18 protein-coding genes are annotated in these 16,517 nt (G+C 60.5%); 8 read left to right on the forward strand and 10 right to left on the reverse strand.

What is annotated here, in order from left to right; translation table 11 throughout:
* Positions 1-4: 4 nt before the first annotated feature.
* From HY26_RS16855 to hemE, 8 genes are all read right to left on the reverse strand, one after another.
* Positions 5-808, reverse strand: coding sequence for a ParA family protein (locus HY26_RS16855; protein ID WP_034767098.1), 804 nt, complete (start codon positions 806-808; stop codon positions 5-7).
* Positions 804-1,424: a 16S rRNA (guanine(527)-N(7))-methyltransferase RsmG gene (gene rsmG / locus HY26_RS16860; protein ID WP_112074174.1), complete on the reverse strand. Its 621-nt coding sequence runs from the start codon at positions 1,422-1,424 to the stop codon at positions 804-806. Before rsmG ends, HY26_RS16855 begins: the two co-directional genes overlap by 5 nt.
* A gap of 3 nt (positions 1,425-1,427) precedes the next feature.
* Positions 1,428-3,293 (reverse strand): tRNA uridine-5-carboxymethylaminomethyl(34) synthesis enzyme MnmG, encoded by a 1,866-nt coding sequence (gene mnmG / locus HY26_RS16865; RefSeq protein WP_233351670.1) that lies wholly within the window; start codon positions 3,291-3,293, stop codon positions 1,428-1,430.
* A 65-nt stretch (positions 3,294-3,358) separates the two neighbouring features.
* Positions 3,359-4,684, reverse strand: a complete 1,326-nt coding sequence (gene mnmE, locus HY26_RS16870) for a tRNA uridine-5-carboxymethylaminomethyl(34) synthesis GTPase MnmE (RefSeq protein ID WP_112074176.1) — start codon at positions 4,682-4,684, stop codon at positions 3,359-3,361.
* Between the two features lie 16 nt (positions 4,685-4,700).
* Entirely contained in the window at positions 4,701-5,990 is a 1,290-nt protein-coding gene (gene rho / locus HY26_RS16875) for a transcription termination factor Rho (protein ID WP_369802201.1), read from the reverse strand.
* A 158-nt stretch (positions 5,991-6,148) separates the two neighbouring features.
* Complete coding sequence (locus HY26_RS16880) at positions 6,149-6,577, reverse strand: CopD family protein (protein ID WP_112074177.1); 429 nt, start codon at positions 6,575-6,577, stop codon at positions 6,149-6,151.
* Between the two features lie 13 nt (positions 6,578-6,590).
* A complete protein-coding gene (gene hemH, locus HY26_RS16885) occupies positions 6,591-7,661 on the reverse strand; it encodes a ferrochelatase (RefSeq protein WP_112074178.1) in 1,071 nt (356 codons plus the stop codon).
* Between the two features lie 2 nt (positions 7,662-7,663).
* Positions 7,664-8,701, reverse strand: coding sequence for a uroporphyrinogen decarboxylase (gene hemE / locus HY26_RS16890; RefSeq protein WP_112074179.1), 1,038 nt, complete (start codon positions 8,699-8,701; stop codon positions 7,664-7,666).
* Positions 8,702-9,042: 341 nt separating this feature from the next.
* On the opposite strand from hemE, the gene HY26_RS16895 reads away from it, so the two are divergent.
* The 5 genes from HY26_RS16895 to dnaQ are packed head-to-tail and all read left to right on the forward strand — an operon-like array spanning position 9,043 to position 12,593.
* Complete coding sequence (locus tag HY26_RS16895) at positions 9,043-9,885, forward strand: pyruvate, water dikinase regulatory protein (protein WP_034766945.1); 843 nt, start codon at positions 9,043-9,045, stop codon at positions 9,883-9,885.
* Complete coding sequence (locus tag HY26_RS16900; RefSeq protein ID WP_034766946.1) at positions 9,882-10,478, forward strand: Maf family protein; 597 nt, start codon at positions 9,882-9,884, stop codon at positions 10,476-10,478. The genes HY26_RS16895 and HY26_RS16900 overlap by 4 nt, the downstream gene beginning before the upstream one ends.
* Positions 10,475-11,290 (forward strand): shikimate dehydrogenase, encoded by an 816-nt coding sequence (gene aroE / locus HY26_RS16905; RefSeq protein WP_112074180.1) that lies wholly within the window; start codon positions 10,475-10,477, stop codon positions 11,288-11,290. The genes HY26_RS16900 and aroE overlap by 4 nt, the downstream gene beginning before the upstream one ends.
* Entirely contained in the window at positions 11,287-11,895 is a 609-nt protein-coding gene (gene coaE, locus HY26_RS16910) for a dephospho-CoA kinase (RefSeq protein ID WP_112074181.1), read from the forward strand. Before aroE ends, coaE begins: the two co-directional genes overlap by 4 nt.
* Complete coding sequence (gene dnaQ / locus HY26_RS16915; protein WP_034766950.1) at positions 11,892-12,593, forward strand: DNA polymerase III subunit epsilon; 702 nt, start codon at positions 11,892-11,894, stop codon at positions 12,591-12,593. Before coaE ends, dnaQ begins: the two co-directional genes overlap by 4 nt.
* Here dnaQ and secB read toward each other — a convergent pair.
* Complete coding sequence (gene secB, locus HY26_RS16920; protein ID WP_034766952.1) at positions 12,581-13,093, reverse strand: protein-export chaperone SecB; 513 nt, start codon at positions 13,091-13,093, stop codon at positions 12,581-12,583. The genes dnaQ and secB overlap by 13 nt on opposite strands.
* 96 nt (positions 13,094-13,189) lie before the next feature.
* On the opposite strand from secB, the gene HY26_RS16925 reads away from it, so the two are divergent.
* Genes HY26_RS16925 through HY26_RS16935 form a run of 3 tightly spaced genes read left to right on the forward strand, consistent with a single transcriptional unit; the run spans position 13,190 to position 15,652 of the window.
* Entirely contained in the window at positions 13,190-13,834 is a 645-nt protein-coding gene (locus HY26_RS16925) for a Tim44/TimA family putative adaptor protein (protein ID WP_233351671.1), read from the forward strand.
* A 60-nt stretch (positions 13,835-13,894) separates the two neighbouring features.
* Entirely contained in the window at positions 13,895-15,118 is a 1,224-nt protein-coding gene (locus tag HY26_RS16930) for a murein transglycosylase A (protein WP_112074182.1), read from the forward strand.
* A gap of 9 nt (positions 15,119-15,127) precedes the next feature.
* On the forward strand, positions 15,128-15,652 hold the full coding sequence (locus tag HY26_RS16935) for a Smr/MutS family protein (protein ID WP_112074183.1): 525 nt from the start codon (positions 15,128-15,130) through the stop codon (positions 15,650-15,652).
* A gap of 147 nt (positions 15,653-15,799) precedes the next feature.
* Here the strand turns inward: HY26_RS16935 and HY26_RS16940 are convergent, their stop codons facing one another.
* Positions 15,800-16,471, reverse strand: a complete 672-nt coding sequence (locus tag HY26_RS16940) for a DUF1013 domain-containing protein (RefSeq protein WP_034766961.1) — start codon at positions 16,469-16,471, stop codon at positions 15,800-15,802.
* Positions 16,472-16,517: the final 46 nt, after the last annotated feature.

A 16,517-nucleotide genomic window follows, 5' to 3' on the forward strand; every position in this document is an offset into this window, starting at 1 on the left:
TTGATCAGGCCGCCCGTGCCTTCTCGCGCTGAAGAACTTCCGACGCGAGGCGGATGTAAGCCTCGCTGCCGGGACAACGATAATCATAGAGGAGCGCCGGCTTGCCGAAGGATGGCGCCTCCGACAGGCGCACATTGCGCGGGATCACCGTATTGTAGACCTTGTTACCGAAGAACGCGCGGACTTCATCAGCAACCTGATCGGAGAGATTGTTGCGGCGATCATACATGGTCAGCACAACGCCCTGGATTTCCAAGTTCGGGTTCAGGCCCTGACGCACAACATCTACGGTCCGCAGCAACTGGCTGAGGCCCTCCAGTGCCAGAAACTCGCACTGCAGCGGGACGAGCAGTGCGTCGGCCGCCGTCATGGCATTCATCGTCAGCGCCGACAGCGACGGCGGGCAGTCGATGAGAATATAGTCGTAGCGCGGCAGGCCCTGCTCTTCGGCGCGATCAACATAGTTATGGAGCGCTTCGCGAAGTCGATAGGACCGATGCGGGTCTGCGGCCAGTTCCGTCTCGACGCCGGACAGGTTCTCATCCCCCGGCACGATGTCCAGGCGAGGAACGATGGTCGACAGAACCGCCTGCTCCAGCGGCAAACGATCCACGACAATATCGTAAGACGTTGTTGCGCGGTCCGTCCGCTCGATCCCAAGTCCCGTCGACGCGTTGCCCTGAGCGTCGAAGTCGACGATGAGAACACGGCGGCCAACGGCGGCGAGCGCCGTCCCGAGATTGATCGAAGTTGTTGTTTTACCGACGCCACCTTTTTGGTTCACGACGGCAAAGATTCTGGGCCTAATGCCTGCCACTTCGTAGCTCCCTGACAATCAGAATTGTACCTGACCCACCAACCCGGCTTGGAATCGCCTCATAAGCGAAGTTCCATGTTTGGCTGGCCTCCGTCAATTCTTCTTTCCAGCGTTCGCCCTTGAGGAAAAGCCCTGTTGCACCCTGTTTCAACCATGGCGCCGCATAGTCGAGCAATTTCGGAAGCGGTGCAAAAGCTCGCGCAGTGACATAATCGGCGGCAATCGGCCCGGTGGATTCCACGCGTTCCTGACGAACGGTTGCCTTCAGGCCGGCCGCTTCAATTGCCGCACGAAGGAAGCCACATTTCTTTCCGACACTCTCGATCATGGTTACATGGCCCTCCGGCCGCGCAGCCGCGATGATCAGACCTGGAAATCCGGCGCCAGACCCGAGGTCGACGACTTTTGCGTCCTCTGGAAGATGATCCAGAAGCTGGAAACAGTCGGCGACGTGGCGGGTCCAGATCACGGGCCACTCCCGCGGTCCGATAAGATTGCTCCGCTGCCGCCAGGCATCCAGCGTGTCGATGACACGGTCGAGCCGGTCGAGTGTTTCACGTGAAACATCCTCAGCGGCCAGAAAGGCCGCGCGATCCTGGTTTTCCATATTCTAGCCTGTCTTCCGGCGGCGTTTCACATGACCAAGAAGCGCGGTTAGCGCCCCCGGCGTCACACCTTCGATACGGGACGCCTGTCCGAGTGTGGCCGGTCGGATGGCCTCGAGTTTCTGACGGACCTCGTTCGAGAGACCACCAATCGCCGAATAGTCGATCGCGTCGGGAATACGGAGAGCCTCATCCCGGCGAAGCGCTTCGACGTCCCCGGCCTGGCGTTCGATATAACCGGAGTAGAGCGCCTCGATTTCTAATTGCGCCGCGATGGCCGGATCGATGTCCGAAAGCTCCGGCCAGACTTTGGAAAGGGTCTCGAGGGATATGTCTTTGTATCCGAGATATTCCCAAGCGGTGCGGATGCGACCATCCTGATTAACATTCCACCCGGCCTCCCGGGCTTTCGCCGGGGATAATGACAGGGTTTGGAGCGTTTTTCGGGATTCCGACAGGGCCAAATGTTTCACGTGAAACATCGCCGCGCGTGTTTCACCAACGCATCCGGCTTCGATCCCTTTCTCTGTGAGCCGTTGATCGGCATTGTCCGCGCGAAGGGCGAGGCGGTATTCGGCCCGGGATGTGAACATCCGATAGGGCTCCGTCACGCCGCGGGTGATCAGATCATCGACGAGAACGCCAATATAGGCTTCAGCCCGGTCCAGAATGATTGGGTCTTTCCCGCCGGCCGCGCGGGCAGCGTTCAGACCGGCCATCAGACCCTGGGCACCAGCTTCTTCATAACCTGTCGTCCCATTGATCTGGCCTGCGAGATAAAGACCTGACAGCGCTTTCACTTCGAGTGACGCGTTCAAGGCTCGCGGATCGACGTAATCATATTCGATGGCATAGGCATGCTGGAGGATCTTCACGCTCTCCAGTCCGGGGATCGTACGGACAAAACGCTCCTGAACATCTTCTGGAAGCGACGTCGAAATGCCGTTCGGATAGACCGTGTGATCGTCGAGACCTTCCGGTTCCAGGAACACCTGATGCCGGTCGCGGTCTGCAAACCGGTTCACCTTGTCTTCAATCGACGGGCAATAGCGCGGTCCACGCCCGGCGATTGCGCCGGAATAGACGGCGGATTGTTCCATGTTCTCTTCGATGATCGCGTGGGTTTCCTGTGTGGTCCACGTGATCCCGCAAGATATCTGCGGGACGTCGATCCGGTCGGTCATGTAAGAGAAGGGTACTGGCTCATCATCGGCGGGCTGCATTTCCAGCCGGTCCCATGCAATGGTGCGACCATCGAGACGGGCAGGCGTGCCGGTTTTCAGTCGGCCCATCGGCAGGTCCAGACTGTACAGCCGGTCCGACAGGCCGATGGCAGGCGCCTCGCCCACACGTCCGGCAGGAATCCGCTTTGCCCCGATATGGATCTCACCCTTCAGGAAAGTCCCTGTCGTGATAACGACTTTCGGCGCCCTGTATTCTTCGCCGGTCAGGCCTATCACACCTGCGACCTGGCCGTTTTCCACGATCAGGTCTTCAGCGCCATCTTCAATGACCGTCAGATTCTCATGGTTCAGGATCGCTTCCTGCATCGCCTGGCGATAGAGCTTCCGGTCGATCTGCGATCGCGGACCCCACACCGCCGGGCCTTTCGAACGGTTCAGCATCCGGAACTGGATACCCGCCTTGTCGGCCAGCCGGCCCATCAAACCATCTAGCGCGTCGATCTCCCGGACCAGATGCCCTTTGCCGAGTCCACCGATGGCCGGATTGCAGCTCATCTCACCGATTGTCGAGATCTTGTGCGTGACGAGCGCTGTCCTTGCGCCATAGCGTGCGGCCGCGGATGCGGCTTCGCATCCGGCGTGGCCGCCGCCAATTACAATGACATCGAAGCGGGAGGTTCCCGTCATGGCTCTGTTCATCCTGTGGATAATGAGCGGGCTATATAACGCCGGGGGCCGCTAAACCCTAGGGGTCATTTGCCGATACAGAACTGGGAGAAGACAGCGCCCAGAATATCTTCAACACCAACCGTCCCGATCACGGCGCCCAGTTGGCGCAGGGCCATGCGCACATCTTCGGCTGCAAGTTCGGCGCCCATATCGTCTTCCAACAGCTGGCGCGCCTGAACCAGACTGGCGAGACCGGCGCTCAGTTTCTCCCTGTGCCGTGCCCGTGTAATGACCGGGGCTTCTACGGAGGCGGCGCGGTTGGAGATAAATGCTCCGATCAGGGATTCGAGTTTTTCAATCCCTTCACCGGTCGCTGCCGAGACGAGCAGGGCATCCCCTGGTGCCGACGCTCCTGACCGTTGATCGGCCTTGTTGAAGACGACGATATCCAGATCTTCAACGGGTCCTGCTGGCGTGGCAGGATTGGCGCCATCGATGACATGAATGCGGAGATCTGCTTCGCGTGCTGCACGCTCTGCCCGGCGTACACCTTCCGCTTCAACGACGTCTGCTGTCTTTCGGAGGCCTGCTGTGTCCGCCAGCCAGACGACCTGTCCACCAAGCACCAGACGGACTTCAACAACGTCCCGGGTCGTACCGGCAATATCTGTCACGATGGCCGCTTCACGCCGGGCGATCCGGTTGAGCAGGGAAGACTTGCCAGCGTTCGGCGGTCCGACGATCGCGACGCGGAACCCATCCCGGATCTTTTCGCCAATTCCCCGGTCGCCGAGTGCATCTTCGAGCTCAGCGATGATCAGATCCAGTTTGTCGAGAATCGGTCGGACCGTGTCTTCCGGCGTGTCGCCTTCGTCCGGAAAATCGACCATGACTTCGATCAGCGCGAGCACACCTGTCAGCTCTGCGCGCCAGCGATCATAGGTCTCTGTCAGGCCGCCTGTCAGCTGGCGCAGGGCCTGGGCTTTTTGCGCTTCCGTTTCGGCCTCGATGATATCGGCCACGCCCTCAGCTTCTGTCAGGTCCAGCTTGCCAGCCTCGAAGGCGCGGCGTGTGAACTCTCCAGGCTCCGCCAGGCGAACCCCAGGCTGCCGGGCCAACGCCTCAAGTGAGTGTTTGATCACTGCGGGCCCACCATGAAGATAGAGCTCCAGCGTGTCCTCGCCTGTGTAGGAATGCGGCCCCGGCATGAACAGGGCGAGGCCCTCATCAATCAGGTTTCCGTCTTCATCGCGAAACCGGGTGAGTGTGGCATGGCGCGGTTCCGGCAACCCGCACTCGAGCAGGGCGCCGGCAATTTTCCAGACGCGGTCGCCCGACAGACGGAGAATGCAGATGGCGGCCGGGGGCTGGCCCGAAGCGAGGGCGCAGATCGTGTCGCGCTCGCTCATGACCAAACGCCTCCGATCAGTTTTTCATCGCTTCGAAGAATTCGTCGTTCGTCTTCGTCTGACGCAGCTTGTCGATCAGGAAGTCGATGGCATCGTTTGTGCCCATCGGTCCCAGAATACGGCGAAGGATATAGATCTTCGACAGCTGGTCCTGCGGCGTGATGAGTTCTTCTTTCCGCGTTCCGGACTTCATGATGTCGATGGCCGGGAAGGTCCGCTTGTCGGCAATCTTCCGGTCGAGCACGACTTCGGAGTTACCGGTGCCTTTGAATTCCTCGAAGATGACTTCGTCCATCCGGCTGCCCGTATCGATCAGAGCGGTTGCGACGATGGTCAGCGACCCACCGTTTTCGACGTTCCGCGCGGCACCGAAGAAACGCTTCGGCCGCTGCAGAGCGTTGGCGTCGACACCGCCGGTCAGGACCTTGCCGGAGGAGGGGACCGTCGTGTTGTAGGCCCGGCCAAGACGCGTAATCGAGTCGAGCAGGATCACGACGTCGCGTTTGTGCTCAACAAGACGCTTGGCCTTCTCGATCACCATTTCGGCGACCTGGACGTGGCGGGTCGCCGGCTCGTCAAAGGTCGAAGCAACAACTTCGCCCTTCACCGTACGGCGCATGTCTGTCACTTCTTCCGGTCGCTCGTCGATCAGCAGGACGATCAGGTAGCATTCCGGGTGATTCTCTTCGATGGCCGACGCTATGTTCTGCAGTAGCACCGTCTTACCGGTCCGCGGCGGCGCAACGATCAGGGCGCGCTGGCCTTTGCCGATCGGCGCGACGATATCTATGACGCGGCCGGAACGGTCTTTCCGGGTCGGATCCTGGCTTTCCATGCGCAGGCGTTCTTCCGGATAGAGCGGCGTAAGATTGTCGAAGTGGACTTTCTTGTTGGCCTTGTCCGGTTCTTCGAAGTTGATCCGCGAAACGTCAGTCAGGGCGAAGTAACGCTCGCTGTCCTGCGGGGCCACAATCGGCCCTTCGACCGTGTCACCTGTACGGATATTGCCCTTTTTGAGAACTTCCGGGCTGACATAGATATCGTCCGGGCCGGGTAGGTAGTTGGATTCCGGTGAGCGCAGGAAGCCAAAGCCATCGGTCAGGACTTCCAGCACGCCCTGGCCGGTGATTTCCACTTCGCTGTCGGCCAGCTCCTTCAGGATTGCGAACAACATATCCTGCGTCCGCATCGAGGAGGCGTTCTCGACTTCCAGTTCTTCCGCGTAGGCGAGCAGCTCTTCCGGAGACTTCGCTTTGAGTTCACGAAGAGTCACGCTTGTGACGTTGTCGAGCATCGAAGAGGCCATGCCGATGGATTCCAATTGTAGGGGTCTGCGGGAGACGGATTTTGGGAGGCCCGGGCGACGGGAAAGATGTCGCAAGGCACAAGGACTGTGCACCGGATTGACGGGCTTATGGGCTCAGGATGCCCTGTTCGTCAAGAGTTCGCGCGCAACCGGCTCGGTCAGAGCGGTCGAACCAGGACCATGATCACAACGACAATCATCATCAGGAACGGCACTTCGTTCAGCATGCGCAGAGTCTTCGCAGACACTTTCGACGAACCGCGGTCAATTCGCTTGCCAACATAAACATAGTAACCGTGCATGGCGGTGATCAGGGTCACGAACAACAGTTTCACATGCATCCACGGCTGAGACAGCAGGGCCGGGTTCATCCACAACATAAGCCCGCCGAATACCCAGATCAGGATAATCGAAGGGTTCATGACGATCAGGCGCAGCTTGTTGGCAGCAGACTTCATGGTTTCAAACAGGGGTTCGCCAGGCTGGCTCGCCAGTTGGTGGATCTTGTAGCGCGGATAAATCATCAGGCTCGCCATCGTGGCGATGACGAAGATCAAATGTGCGGCCTTGATCCAGTTGTAGAGCATGTCTGCCGATCCTTCAGGATTGCGGATTGATTGCCTGGCCGGCTTTGCGGATTGGCTGTTTGTGTGGACATCCGCTGAACTCATGGGGGCAGAGCCGGTCGCCGCCACAGGAACGCATTGGCGTTTTCATGCCCAGCGCTTCCAGCGTTTCGCCAGCCAGCATGGAAATGAATTCCGGATGAGTGCCCAGCGCCTCGACACGCGTATAGCTCGCTGCGCCATGTTCTTCCGCAACGAGGCGGTACTCTTCGCCAAGCTCGACCAGGGTTTCGATATGCTCCGACACGAAGGCGATTGGGGCGATCAGGATGTTTTTCCCGGCCTTCGATTTCTCGGCGATCACTTCCTCGGTCGGCGGGCCGATCCATTTCAGTGGGCCAACCCGGGATTGGTAGCAGGCAGTGACCTCCCAATCACGCGGCACACGCCCCGTGATCATCTCCGCCATGGTTTCGCATTGCCACTGATAGGGATCTCCGTCTTTCACGATCTTTTCCGGCAGACCGTGCGCGGACAGGAGCAGGGAGACATTCTCCGGCCGGCCGGCTTTTTCCCAGGCCTGCATGATCCGCTCGACGTGAGCCGAAACAAAGTTTTCCTCAAACGGGTAACAACAAACGGTCCGGACCGGATCCTTGTAAGCCTTCTTCCAGGCTGTCAGCGAGGACCCCGTCGTCGTCGTGGAGAATTGTGGATAGAGCGGCAACAGGATGACTTCATCCGCGCCCCAGGCTTTCACATCCTTCGCGGCCTGCTCAGTGAATGGATACCAATAGCGCATGGCGATGAAACAGCGCACCTCGTCTTCCGGTAGCCGCTTCGCCAATTCTGCCTGTAACGCTTCAGCCTGTTCCATTGTTTCAGGGAGAAGGGGAGACCCGCCGCCCGCATCCATCATCGCATAATTCTTGATCACGCTTGGGGCCCGCGTGCGCGAGATCAGCCGCGCCAGGAACCATCGGATTGGCAGCGGTGCGGTGATGATGGCCGGATCGCGGAACAGGTTCTTAAGGAATGGACGGACAGACTCTGCCTTGTCCGGTCCACCCAGATTGAACAATACGACGGCGATTTTCCGGCCCATACTCATCCTCTCCGCAGAATCTCCAGAACGCGCTCGACGTTTACGATTGGCGTCTCCGGACGGACGCCATGGCCAAGATTGAAGATATGGGGGCGGCTGGAATAAGCTGCCATCAATTCCCGTACCCGGTCGTCCAGGCGCGAACCGCCTTCGATCAGTAGCAGGGGATCGAGATGGCCCTGAACCGGCATGTCAGCTGGAAGCGCAGAGTTCACGAAGGAAGGCACAGCCGCCGTGTCGAGCCCGACCGCGGTCACGCCGGTCTCCTTGGCATAGGCTTCCAGCATGACGCCTGCGCCCCTCGGGAAACCGATCACCGGCACGGTTACACCGCGCTCGCGGAGGCGGGCGACCAGCTTCTTGGTTGGTGCGATGATGACTTCGCGAAAAATATTGTCCGGCAGGCCTTCTGCCCAGCTGTCAAACAGCATCAGCGCTTCGGCACCGGCTTCCACCTGGCGGGCGAGGTACTCCACCGTCGCTTCGCCAACCTTGTCCATGACCGCTGCCAGATCTTTCGGCCGGCCATGTGCCCAACGCCAGGCATCGGACTTGTCGGTCTTTCCGCGCCCCTCGATAGCATAAAGGCTGACTGTCCAAGGCGACCCGGCAAACCCGATCAATGCTGTTTCCGTCGGCAGGCCCTCTCGCACACGGGACACGGTTTCATAGATGGGAGACAATCTGTCGGCCGCTTTGACAGCCGGTACGCGGTCGAGGTCAGCCGGTCCGGAAATCTGTTCTACAAGCGGACCAACGCCTTTTTCGAATTTCACGCCCAATCCCATCGCGTCCAGGATCAGCAGAATATCGGCAAACAGGATCGCTCCATCCATCCCGTAGCGGCGAATGGGTTGAAGCGTCGCCTCAGCTGCCATCGAAGGCGTGTAACAGAAGTCGAGGAAATTCTTCGCCCGGGACCGGAGCTCAAGATATTCGGGCAAGTGCCGCCCAGCCTGGCGCATCATCCAAACTGGTGGCTGTTCAAATCGCTCTCCACCGAGAACCTGAAGCAGTTTTTTCGATCCATCGGTGCCCATGGCAATTTTCCCAAAAACAAAAAACAAGCCCGTCAGGGCGCTTATGACTATTAGACGGTGAGTCCGTGGGAAAAAGGGTGATGCGCGGATTTGTCCAGAGAATTCCACACAGGAGTCACAGGTTGGCAGACAGGGTTAAGGGTGTCTTAACACCCGGGATTCAATAGTTAACCAAACGTAAACGGGCCAATTGGAGTCACAGGCCGGAACGGAAGGTGATTCCGCGGAGTCGGATTCCGCCACCTGTGGGATTTTTGTGATTCCAGCGAGACAAAAAGCGCTATCCACAGGCGAGTCACAGGTCTTGTGAAATCCCCAAACCTCGGCAAGACAAGGAGACCATGACTCGGTCCCAACGCCCCAGCATCTATTTCAATGTGCATCTCGTCTCCGATTCCACGGGCGAGACACTGAACGCCATCCAGCGCGCGGCCTGCGCCCAGTTCGAGAATGTGCAGGCGCTGGAGCACAATTATTACCTTGTCCGGTCCGAACGCCAGCTGGAACGCGTGATGCGTGAGATCGAAGCCGCGCCCGGCGTGGTCTGGTACACAATCTCTGACGAGGTTCTGCGCGGACGGCTGGAATCTTTCTGCCGCGAGAAATCCATTCCGACACTGCCGGTGCTGGACGCCTCCATTGCCATGCTCAGCCGCCACCTCGGCATTTCGGCCAACCAGAAAGTCGCCGGACAGCACGCGCTGGACGAAGACTATTTCGAACGCATGGAGGCGATAAATTTCACGCTGGCGCATGATGACGGCCAGAATGTTGAAAGCCTGACCGGCGCCGATGTGATCCTGCTGGGCGTAAGCCGGACCTCCAAGACGCCAACCTGTGTGTATCTCGCCAACCGGAAAGTCCGTGCCGGGAATATTCCGCTTGTACCAGGGGTGCAGCTCCCGCCACACATAGAGAAGATGGGCGACAAAGGCCCAATGATTGTAGGGCTCAAGATCAGCGCTGAACGTCTTGTGCAGATCCGCCGCGCGCGTCTGATCTCATTGAATCAGGACGAGCACACAATCTATGCCGACGAAGACGCCGTGCGCGATGAAGTGACCCAGGCCAACCGCCTGTTCCAGCGCAACAAGTGGCGGACGATCGATGTCTCCCGCCGCTCGGTCGAAGAAACGGCCGCCGCAATTCTGAACATGCTGAACGAACGCCGGGGGCATCTGTGAGTCTTGAAGTGATTCTTGCGTCCGGCAGCGAAAGCCGCCGGCGATTGCTGACCTCTGCTGGTGTGGATGCCACAGCTGTTCGCCCGAACGTCGATGAAGATGCAATGAAAGCCGGGTTGCGCGCCGAAGGCCTTCCCGTGCGCGATCAGGCCATGCGGCTTGCTGAACTGAAAGCCATCAAGATATCCCAGCGCCAGCCGGGGCTTGTCATCGGCGGAGACCAGATGCTCGCCCTCGGTGACGAAGCTTTCGACAAGCCGAAGGACCTGGACGGAGCACGCGATCATCTGCGCAAACTGTCCGGTAAGGCGCATACGCTCGAGACGGCCATTGTCGTATGTGAAAACGGCCAGCCTGTCTGGAGACACCTCGCACGGCCACGGCTCACCATGCGCCCGCTCAGCGAGGACTTCATCGAACAATATGTCGAGCAGGTGGGCGAGGCGCTTCTGTCCACTGTCGGTGCTTACCAACTGGAGAGCCTCGGCGCGCAGCTCTTCAACAAGATCGAGGGGGACTACTTCTCCATTCTCGGCCTGCCATTGCTGCCATTGCTTGATTATCTCCGCATCCGGGGGGTGCTGCCGTCATGACCTGGCTGCTGGGTGTGATCGGCGATCCGGTCTCGCATTCGCTATCTCCTGTGATCCACAATATGTGGATCCGCGAACACGGCTTCGATGCGAGCTATGAAGCGCTGCGGGTTGAGCGCGGAAATCTTGGAAGTGCGCTCGAAACGCTTTCGAAACGCAACGCCCTCGGCTTCAACATCACTCTTCCGCACAAGGAAGATGCGCTGGAGCTGGCCGATGAAACAAGCGACATCGCGCGCCGCATCGGTGCCGCAAACACGCTAATACGCCGGGAGCAGGGGGGGTGGCGCGCCGAGAACACGGATGCGCCCGGCTTTGTGCGTAGCTTGCTGGATGCCGGTATCGAAGTGGCCGGATGCCGGGTGACCTTGCTAGGGGCCGGTGGTTCTGCCCGCGCGGTCGCCATCAGCCTGATGGACCTGCGCGCCGAGATTACCATCGCGAACCGGACCCGCGAACGGGCGGAAACGTTGGTTTCCGAGACGGGCATCACCGCGGATATCTGCTCACTGGAACAGGGAATCTCTGAAGCGGCGACGGCCGATGTCGTGATCAACACGCTCAGCCTTGGGCATTCAGGTGAAAGCCTCGACTTGCCGGAAGCCACCGGCCAGTATTTCTACGACATCTCTTACGGCAAGCCCGCTGCGGCCATCCGGGCAGAGGCGCTGGCCAAGAACTGGCAGCCGATGGACGGGCTTGGCATGCTGGTGGCGCAGGCAGCGTACAGCTTTGAACACTGGTTCGGTGTTTTGCCGGACACCAAGGAAGCGTTGGCCCATTGCCGCAAGCTCGTGGAGGTAACGACGTGATCATCCTCGGCCTCACAGGTTCCATCGGAATGGGGAAATCTGCCACAGCCACGCTGTTCCGGGATGAGGGCGTGCCGGTCTATGATGCCGATGCGGCTGTCCACCAGCTCTACCAAAAGGGCGGCGCGGCTGTGGACCCGGTCGAAGCGGCCTTTCCCGGTGTAAAGGTCGAAGGCGCCATCGACCGCACTTTGCTGCGCGAACGCGTACTGAACGATTCTGCGGCGATGAAACGGCTGGAAAGCATCGTCCATCCGCTTGCCGGCGCCGCGCAGCAGGATTTCCGGGAAGCCGCCCGGAAATCGGGTGCGGCCTTTGCGGTCCTGGATATTCCGCTGCTCTACGAGACCGGCGGGTCAGGCTATTGCGACTATGTACTCGTCGTTTCAGCGCCGCCGGAAGTGCAGCGCGAACGCGTTCTTTCCCGTCCGGGCGTCACGGAAGAAACCTTCGAAGCCATTCTGAAGCGCCAGGTGCCGGATGCCGAAAAGCGCGCCAAAGCGGATTTTATCCTGTCGACAGCGCATGGGTTCGAGTTTGCACGCGATCATGTTCGCGCCATAGTAGCCCTGATGAATCGCAAGGCCGCAGGGGACAATGCATGAGTCAGATCCGCGAGATTGCTTTCGATACCGAGACCACGGGCCTCAACCCCAATGAGGGCGACAGGATCATCGAGCTCGGCGCTGTCGAGATGATCAACCACATCCCGTCGGGCCGCACTTTCCGGACGCTGATCAATCCGGGCCGGGAAGTGTCCGCGGATACGGTTCGCATCACCGGCATCACCGATGATGACCTCAAGGATGCGCCGCCGTTTGAGGCGCCGGAAGTGATCGATGCGTTTCTGGCGTTCATCGGCGACGCCACGCTGGTTGCTCACAATGCCGGATTTGACCGGTCATTCCTGAACATGGAACTGGGCCGGTGCGGGCGGGACCCGATTCCGGATGACCGATGGGTGGACACGGCGGCGATGGCTCGCCGTAAGTTCCCCGGCGCACCCGCCAGCCTCGACGCGCTTTGCAAGCGCTTCGACATCTCGCTGGAAAGCCGGACATTCCACGGGGCTCTGCTGGACAGCCAGCTGCTCGCGGCGGTGTACCTGGAGCTCATGGGCGGACGGGCCCGGGCGTTTTCGTTTGAGGCCGTCGTCGAAACCGAAATCGTGGAAGAGTTCCAGCCTGCGCGCCAGCGTCCCAAATCGCTCGCATCCCGGCTGACCGAGGATGAAAAAGCCGCCCACGAGGCGTTCGTGAGCGACCTTGGCGATGAAGCTTTCTGGAAGCGTTACGCGTCCTGAGCAGGCGGCGCCTGGCCTGAAGCGGCGGCGGCTTCCTGCGCGCGGCGGTATTGCTGCTGATAAAGCTGCACGAAATCGACGGGATCGATCAGCAGGGGCGGGAAACCGCCTTCGCGCGTGATCTCTGCCACGATGCGGCGGGCAAACGGGAACAGCAGCCGCGGGCATTCGATCAGCAGCAGCGGCTCAAGCTGGGCCTGCGGCACGTTCTGAAGCTGGAACAGGCCGGCATAGTCGAGCTCGGTGATGAAAAGCACCGTGCCGTCTGCGACAGCTTTGGCCGACAATTTCAGCGAGACTTCGTAAAGCCCGTTTCCATCGGCATGCGGGGTTGCGCCGACATCGATGCCAAGATCGATATTCGGCTGGGACTGCACCGCTGGATGCCCCGGATTCTCGAAGGACAGGTCCTTCACATACTGGCCGAGCACGCGCAGACCCGCCGGGGTCGCGCCGTTCTGGCCTTGGTTTGGTGCTTGCGGCGCACTTGTATCAGTCATGTCTACCTCCCAACTCTACCGGGCGGGCGCTAGCATGCGGCCCCTTAACGCGCAATGATCACTGGCACTTCCAGCCTGTCGGCCCTATCTTGGGGGTTGAGTGAACACGAATGCAAGGACACGCCACCACCAATGGACCCCGTGATGCAAGTCATGATCCTGGCAGCAGTTGCGCTGTTTGTCCTGTCGCGCCTGTATTTTGCGCTCGGCAAGGGCGACAATGACAATCCCGTGAAGCGGCCGTCCCCGGCAACTGCTGGCGATGAAGCGCCCAACCAGGCGAAAACCCGCGATGATGCAATGGCCCATGCAGATAAGCCGATATTCACCGGTCCGGCTGCAGGCGGACTCGAAGAAATCTACAATGTCGATCGCAGCTTCAGCACACCTGCATTCATGAGAGGCGCTCGCGCAGCGTATGAAATCATCGTTTCGGCCTTTGCACGCGGCGATCGTGACAAGCTCCGCCCCATGCTGGACGACGATGTTTACGAAGCCTGGGATGCGGCCATTTCCGAACGGACGCCGGACCAGCCGGGCTTTGAGCTGCTGCGCATCCGCAAGGCGGAGATCGAAAGCGCAGAACTGGACGGGGACATCGCGCGGGTTGCGGTTCGCTACGAAGCCGAACTGGGCGATGGTGAAATGGTGCGTACTGCGAAGGAAATCTGGACCTTCATGCGCAATGTCCGGGCAGATGATCCAAACTGGATTCTGGACGACGTCGAAGTCGCCAACTAGGGCCCGCCGGCACAACATTTCCGGGTGACACTTCAGCCGGAAGCACGCCATAAAGCGTGCATGTGGCTGCGTTTCCGTTCGTTTATCCTCCTGATCCTGCTGGCCGCCTGTCAGACCCAGCCTGCACCGATCAAGGTGATCACGCCTCCGGCGCCTGAAGCGCCACTGCCGGCCGCACCTCCGCAGCTTCCGGCATGGGAAACGCCTGCTGCTTTTTCCGACCTGCCTGACTGGCCTGCTGCCAGACTCGAAGCGGCAGTCAGCGCGTTCAAACGCTCGTGCGAAAAGTTTTCCGGCCTGGAGATCACAGCTTATCTTTCCGATGCTGCACCTTGGGCTGGGCGGGTGGAAGATTGGGCCGAGCCTTGCGGCGCCCTCTCCGCGGCCCGCAGCGACGATGAAGCCCGCGCCCTGATCGAACAGGTCTTTGTACCGATCGAAATCATCCCGCCGGATGGCGCGCGCAAGTTCACAGGTTATTTCGAACCGACCTATGAGGCGCGCCGGACGCCGACACCGCCCTTCACCGAACCCGTCCCGGCCTTGCCGTCTGACCTCATTCCGAACAATGGCAAGCCGTTGCAGCGCCTGCCGAACGGCACAACGCGGCCCTATCCCTCGCGGGCCCAGATCACGACGTCGGGTGTTCAGGCAATTGCCTATGCCCATCCGGCCGATGTGTTCTTCCTCCAGATCCAGGGCTCCGGTCGGCTGACCTTCCCGGATGGCACGACTATGCGCGCGGTCTATGCGGCGCATAATGGGCACAAGTTCAAATCGACCGCCAACTGGTTGATCCGTACCGGACGCATCTCCAGCGGGGAGGCCAGCATGCAGGGCATCCGTGCCTGGATGAACCGGGCCGGGCCGGCGGAGACGCGAACGGCGATGAACCAGAATCCGCGCTTTGTGTTCTTCAGGGCTGAAGCGGAAGGCGACCCTGCTTTAGGGCCCGTCGGCGCGGAAGGTGTTCCGCTGACACCGCTTGGCTCGATGGCTGTCGATACGAGCCTTCATCCACTTGGCGTGCCCATGTTTGTGCAGACCACTGCGCCGGGCCTCGGCGGGGGCTGGTCTGGCATGCTGGTGGCGCAGGATACCGGCGGCGCGATCAAGGGCGCCGTGCGCGGCGACATCTATTTCGGCACGGGCACCGAAGCGGGAGACCGCGCCGGAACGATGAATGCGCCAGGGCGCCTTTGGGTTTTCCTGCCGCGTGCCGTGGCGCAGCGGATGCGGACCGAAGGCTATGCCAGCCTCGACATGATCCCGCCGGCGCCGTAAGGGGCGGGCATGAGCCACCGTCGCCTGACCCCTGATGAAGCCCGCGCCTGGGCCCGCGTTGCGCGGACGGTGAAGCCGATCGGTCCGAAGACGGAAGATATTGAAACCTTCATCGACGCGCTGGAGCATGGCGAGCCGGTGCTGCGCCATGGCAAGGCGAAACCGCCACCCGCACCGCCGGAAAAGCCCATGCCGAAAGCGGTAAAATCTCCAGCGGTGCCGCAGAACCGGGCTAACGAGAAGCGCGTGCGCCGGGGAAAGCTGGAACTGGCTGGCCGGTTCGATCTGCATGGTCATACCCAAATCAGTGCCGATGCGGCGTTGCCGGAATTCCTCGCCCGGAAACAGGCGGAAGGCGCGCGCTGTGTGCTGGTTATTACAGGCAAGGGGAAAGGCGGGGAGGGCGTCCTGCGCCGCAACTTCCTGCGCTGGCTGGAGATGCCTGCGGCGCGGGCGCTCGTGTCCGGATATTCCGAAGCGCATCCGCGACATGGCGGGTCGGGTGCCTGGTATGTGTTCCTGAGGCAGACTTAGCGCGGATCACGCATGTGCATTGCCGGACTAAACCGGACCGCGTCATGACTATATCGGACTTATCCGGATTATCGCAGACTCAGGCGGACATGAAAAAAGCCGGCACCCGAAGAGCGCCGGCTTTCTTTTTGGACGGGTATGCCCGGATCAGCTGAAGTCGCGGAACACGTCGTCGGCGGAGACGTCTTTTTTCGCGGCGTCTTCTTCCGACGTGTCGTAGGCGTCCGGATCGTCCTGGGCCGGGGCGAGGCCCGGGCCCTCGCTGCGCAGGGCTTTCTCGGCTTCCATCTTGCGGCGCTTTTCGGCCGATTTCGCGATCACTTCATCGAGCTCGATCTGGGTGCAGAGGCCGAGCGTCACCGGGTCGACTGGGCGGATGTTCGGCGAGTTCCAGTGGCTCTTGTCGCGTACATTGTTGATCGTCGACTTGGTGGTGCCGATCAGCTTGGAGATCTGCGCGTCGGAGACTTCCGGGTGGTTGCGGATGAACCATGCCACGGCGTCCGGCTTGTCTTGGCGGCGGATGACCGGGGTGTAGCGGCTGCCCTTGCGCTTCGGCTGCGGGATGTGGGCGATTTTCGACTCGGCCACTTTCAGGCGGTAGCTCTCGTCATTCTCGCCGCGCTGGATTTCCTCGCGCGAGAGTATGCCGCCGGCGATCGGGTCGACGCCGCGCATGTTCTCGGCCACGTCGCCATCGGCGATGCCTTTGACTTCAAGGTGATGCAGGCCGCAGAAATCCGCGATCTGGGCAAAGGTGAGGCTGGTATTGTCGAGCAGCCAGACGGCGGTGGCCTTCGGCATGAGGACTTCGGACATGAGGCTCTCCCTGTTGTTTTTACGCCGCCTGAAATGCAGCCGCCCG

It is taken from the genome of Hyphomonas sp. GM-8P, assembly GCF_003263315.1.
Classification (GTDB): Bacteria; Pseudomonadota; Alphaproteobacteria; order Caulobacterales; family Hyphomonadaceae; genus Hyphomonas.

Bases quoted from the DNA above. Each gene is read 5' to 3' on its own strand.
- rsmG (WP_112074174.1), bottom strand. From the start codon at position 1,424: ATGGAAAACCAGGATCGCGCGGCCTTTCTGGCCGCTGAGGATGTTTCA.
- dnaQ (WP_034766950.1), top strand. From the start codon at position 11,892: ATGAGTCAGATCCGCGAGATTGCTTTCGATACCGAGACCACGGGCCTC.
- HY26_RS16935 (WP_112074183.1), top strand. From the start codon at position 15,128: ATGAGCCACCGTCGCCTGACCCCTGATGAAGCCCGCGCCTGGGCCCGC.
- secB (WP_034766952.1), bottom strand. From the start codon at position 13,093: ATGACTGATACAAGTGCGCCGCAAGCACCAAACCAAGGCCAGAACGGC.
- mnmE (WP_112074176.1), bottom strand. From the start codon at position 4,684: ATGAGCGAGCGCGACACGATCTGCGCCCTCGCTTCGGGCCAGCCCCCG.
- hemE (WP_112074179.1), bottom strand. From the start codon at position 8,701: ATGGGCACCGATGGATCGAAAAAACTGCTTCAGGTTCTCGGTGGAGAG.
- HY26_RS16930 (WP_112074182.1), top strand. From the start codon at position 13,895: ATGTGGCTGCGTTTCCGTTCGTTTATCCTCCTGATCCTGCTGGCCGCC.
- aroE (WP_112074180.1), top strand. From the start codon at position 10,475: ATGACCTGGCTGCTGGGTGTGATCGGCGATCCGGTCTCGCATTCGCTA.
- HY26_RS16895 (WP_034766945.1), top strand. From the start codon at position 9,043: ATGACTCGGTCCCAACGCCCCAGCATCTATTTCAATGTGCATCTCGTC.
- hemH (WP_112074178.1), bottom strand. From the start codon at position 7,661: ATGGGCCGGAAAATCGCCGTCGTATTGTTCAATCTGGGTGGACCGGAC.
- HY26_RS16880 (WP_112074177.1), bottom strand. From the start codon at position 6,577: ATGCTCTACAACTGGATCAAGGCCGCACATTTGATCTTCGTCATCGCC.
- rho (WP_369802201.1), bottom strand. From the start codon at position 5,990: ATGGCCTCTTCGATGCTCGACAACGTCACAAGCGTGACTCTTCGTGAA.
- HY26_RS16940 (WP_034766961.1), bottom strand. From the start codon at position 16,471: ATGTCCGAAGTCCTCATGCCGAAGGCCACCGCCGTCTGGCTGCTCGAC.
- mnmG (WP_233351670.1), bottom strand. From the start codon at position 3,293: ATGACGGGAACCTCCCGCTTCGATGTCATTGTAATTGGCGGCGGCCAC.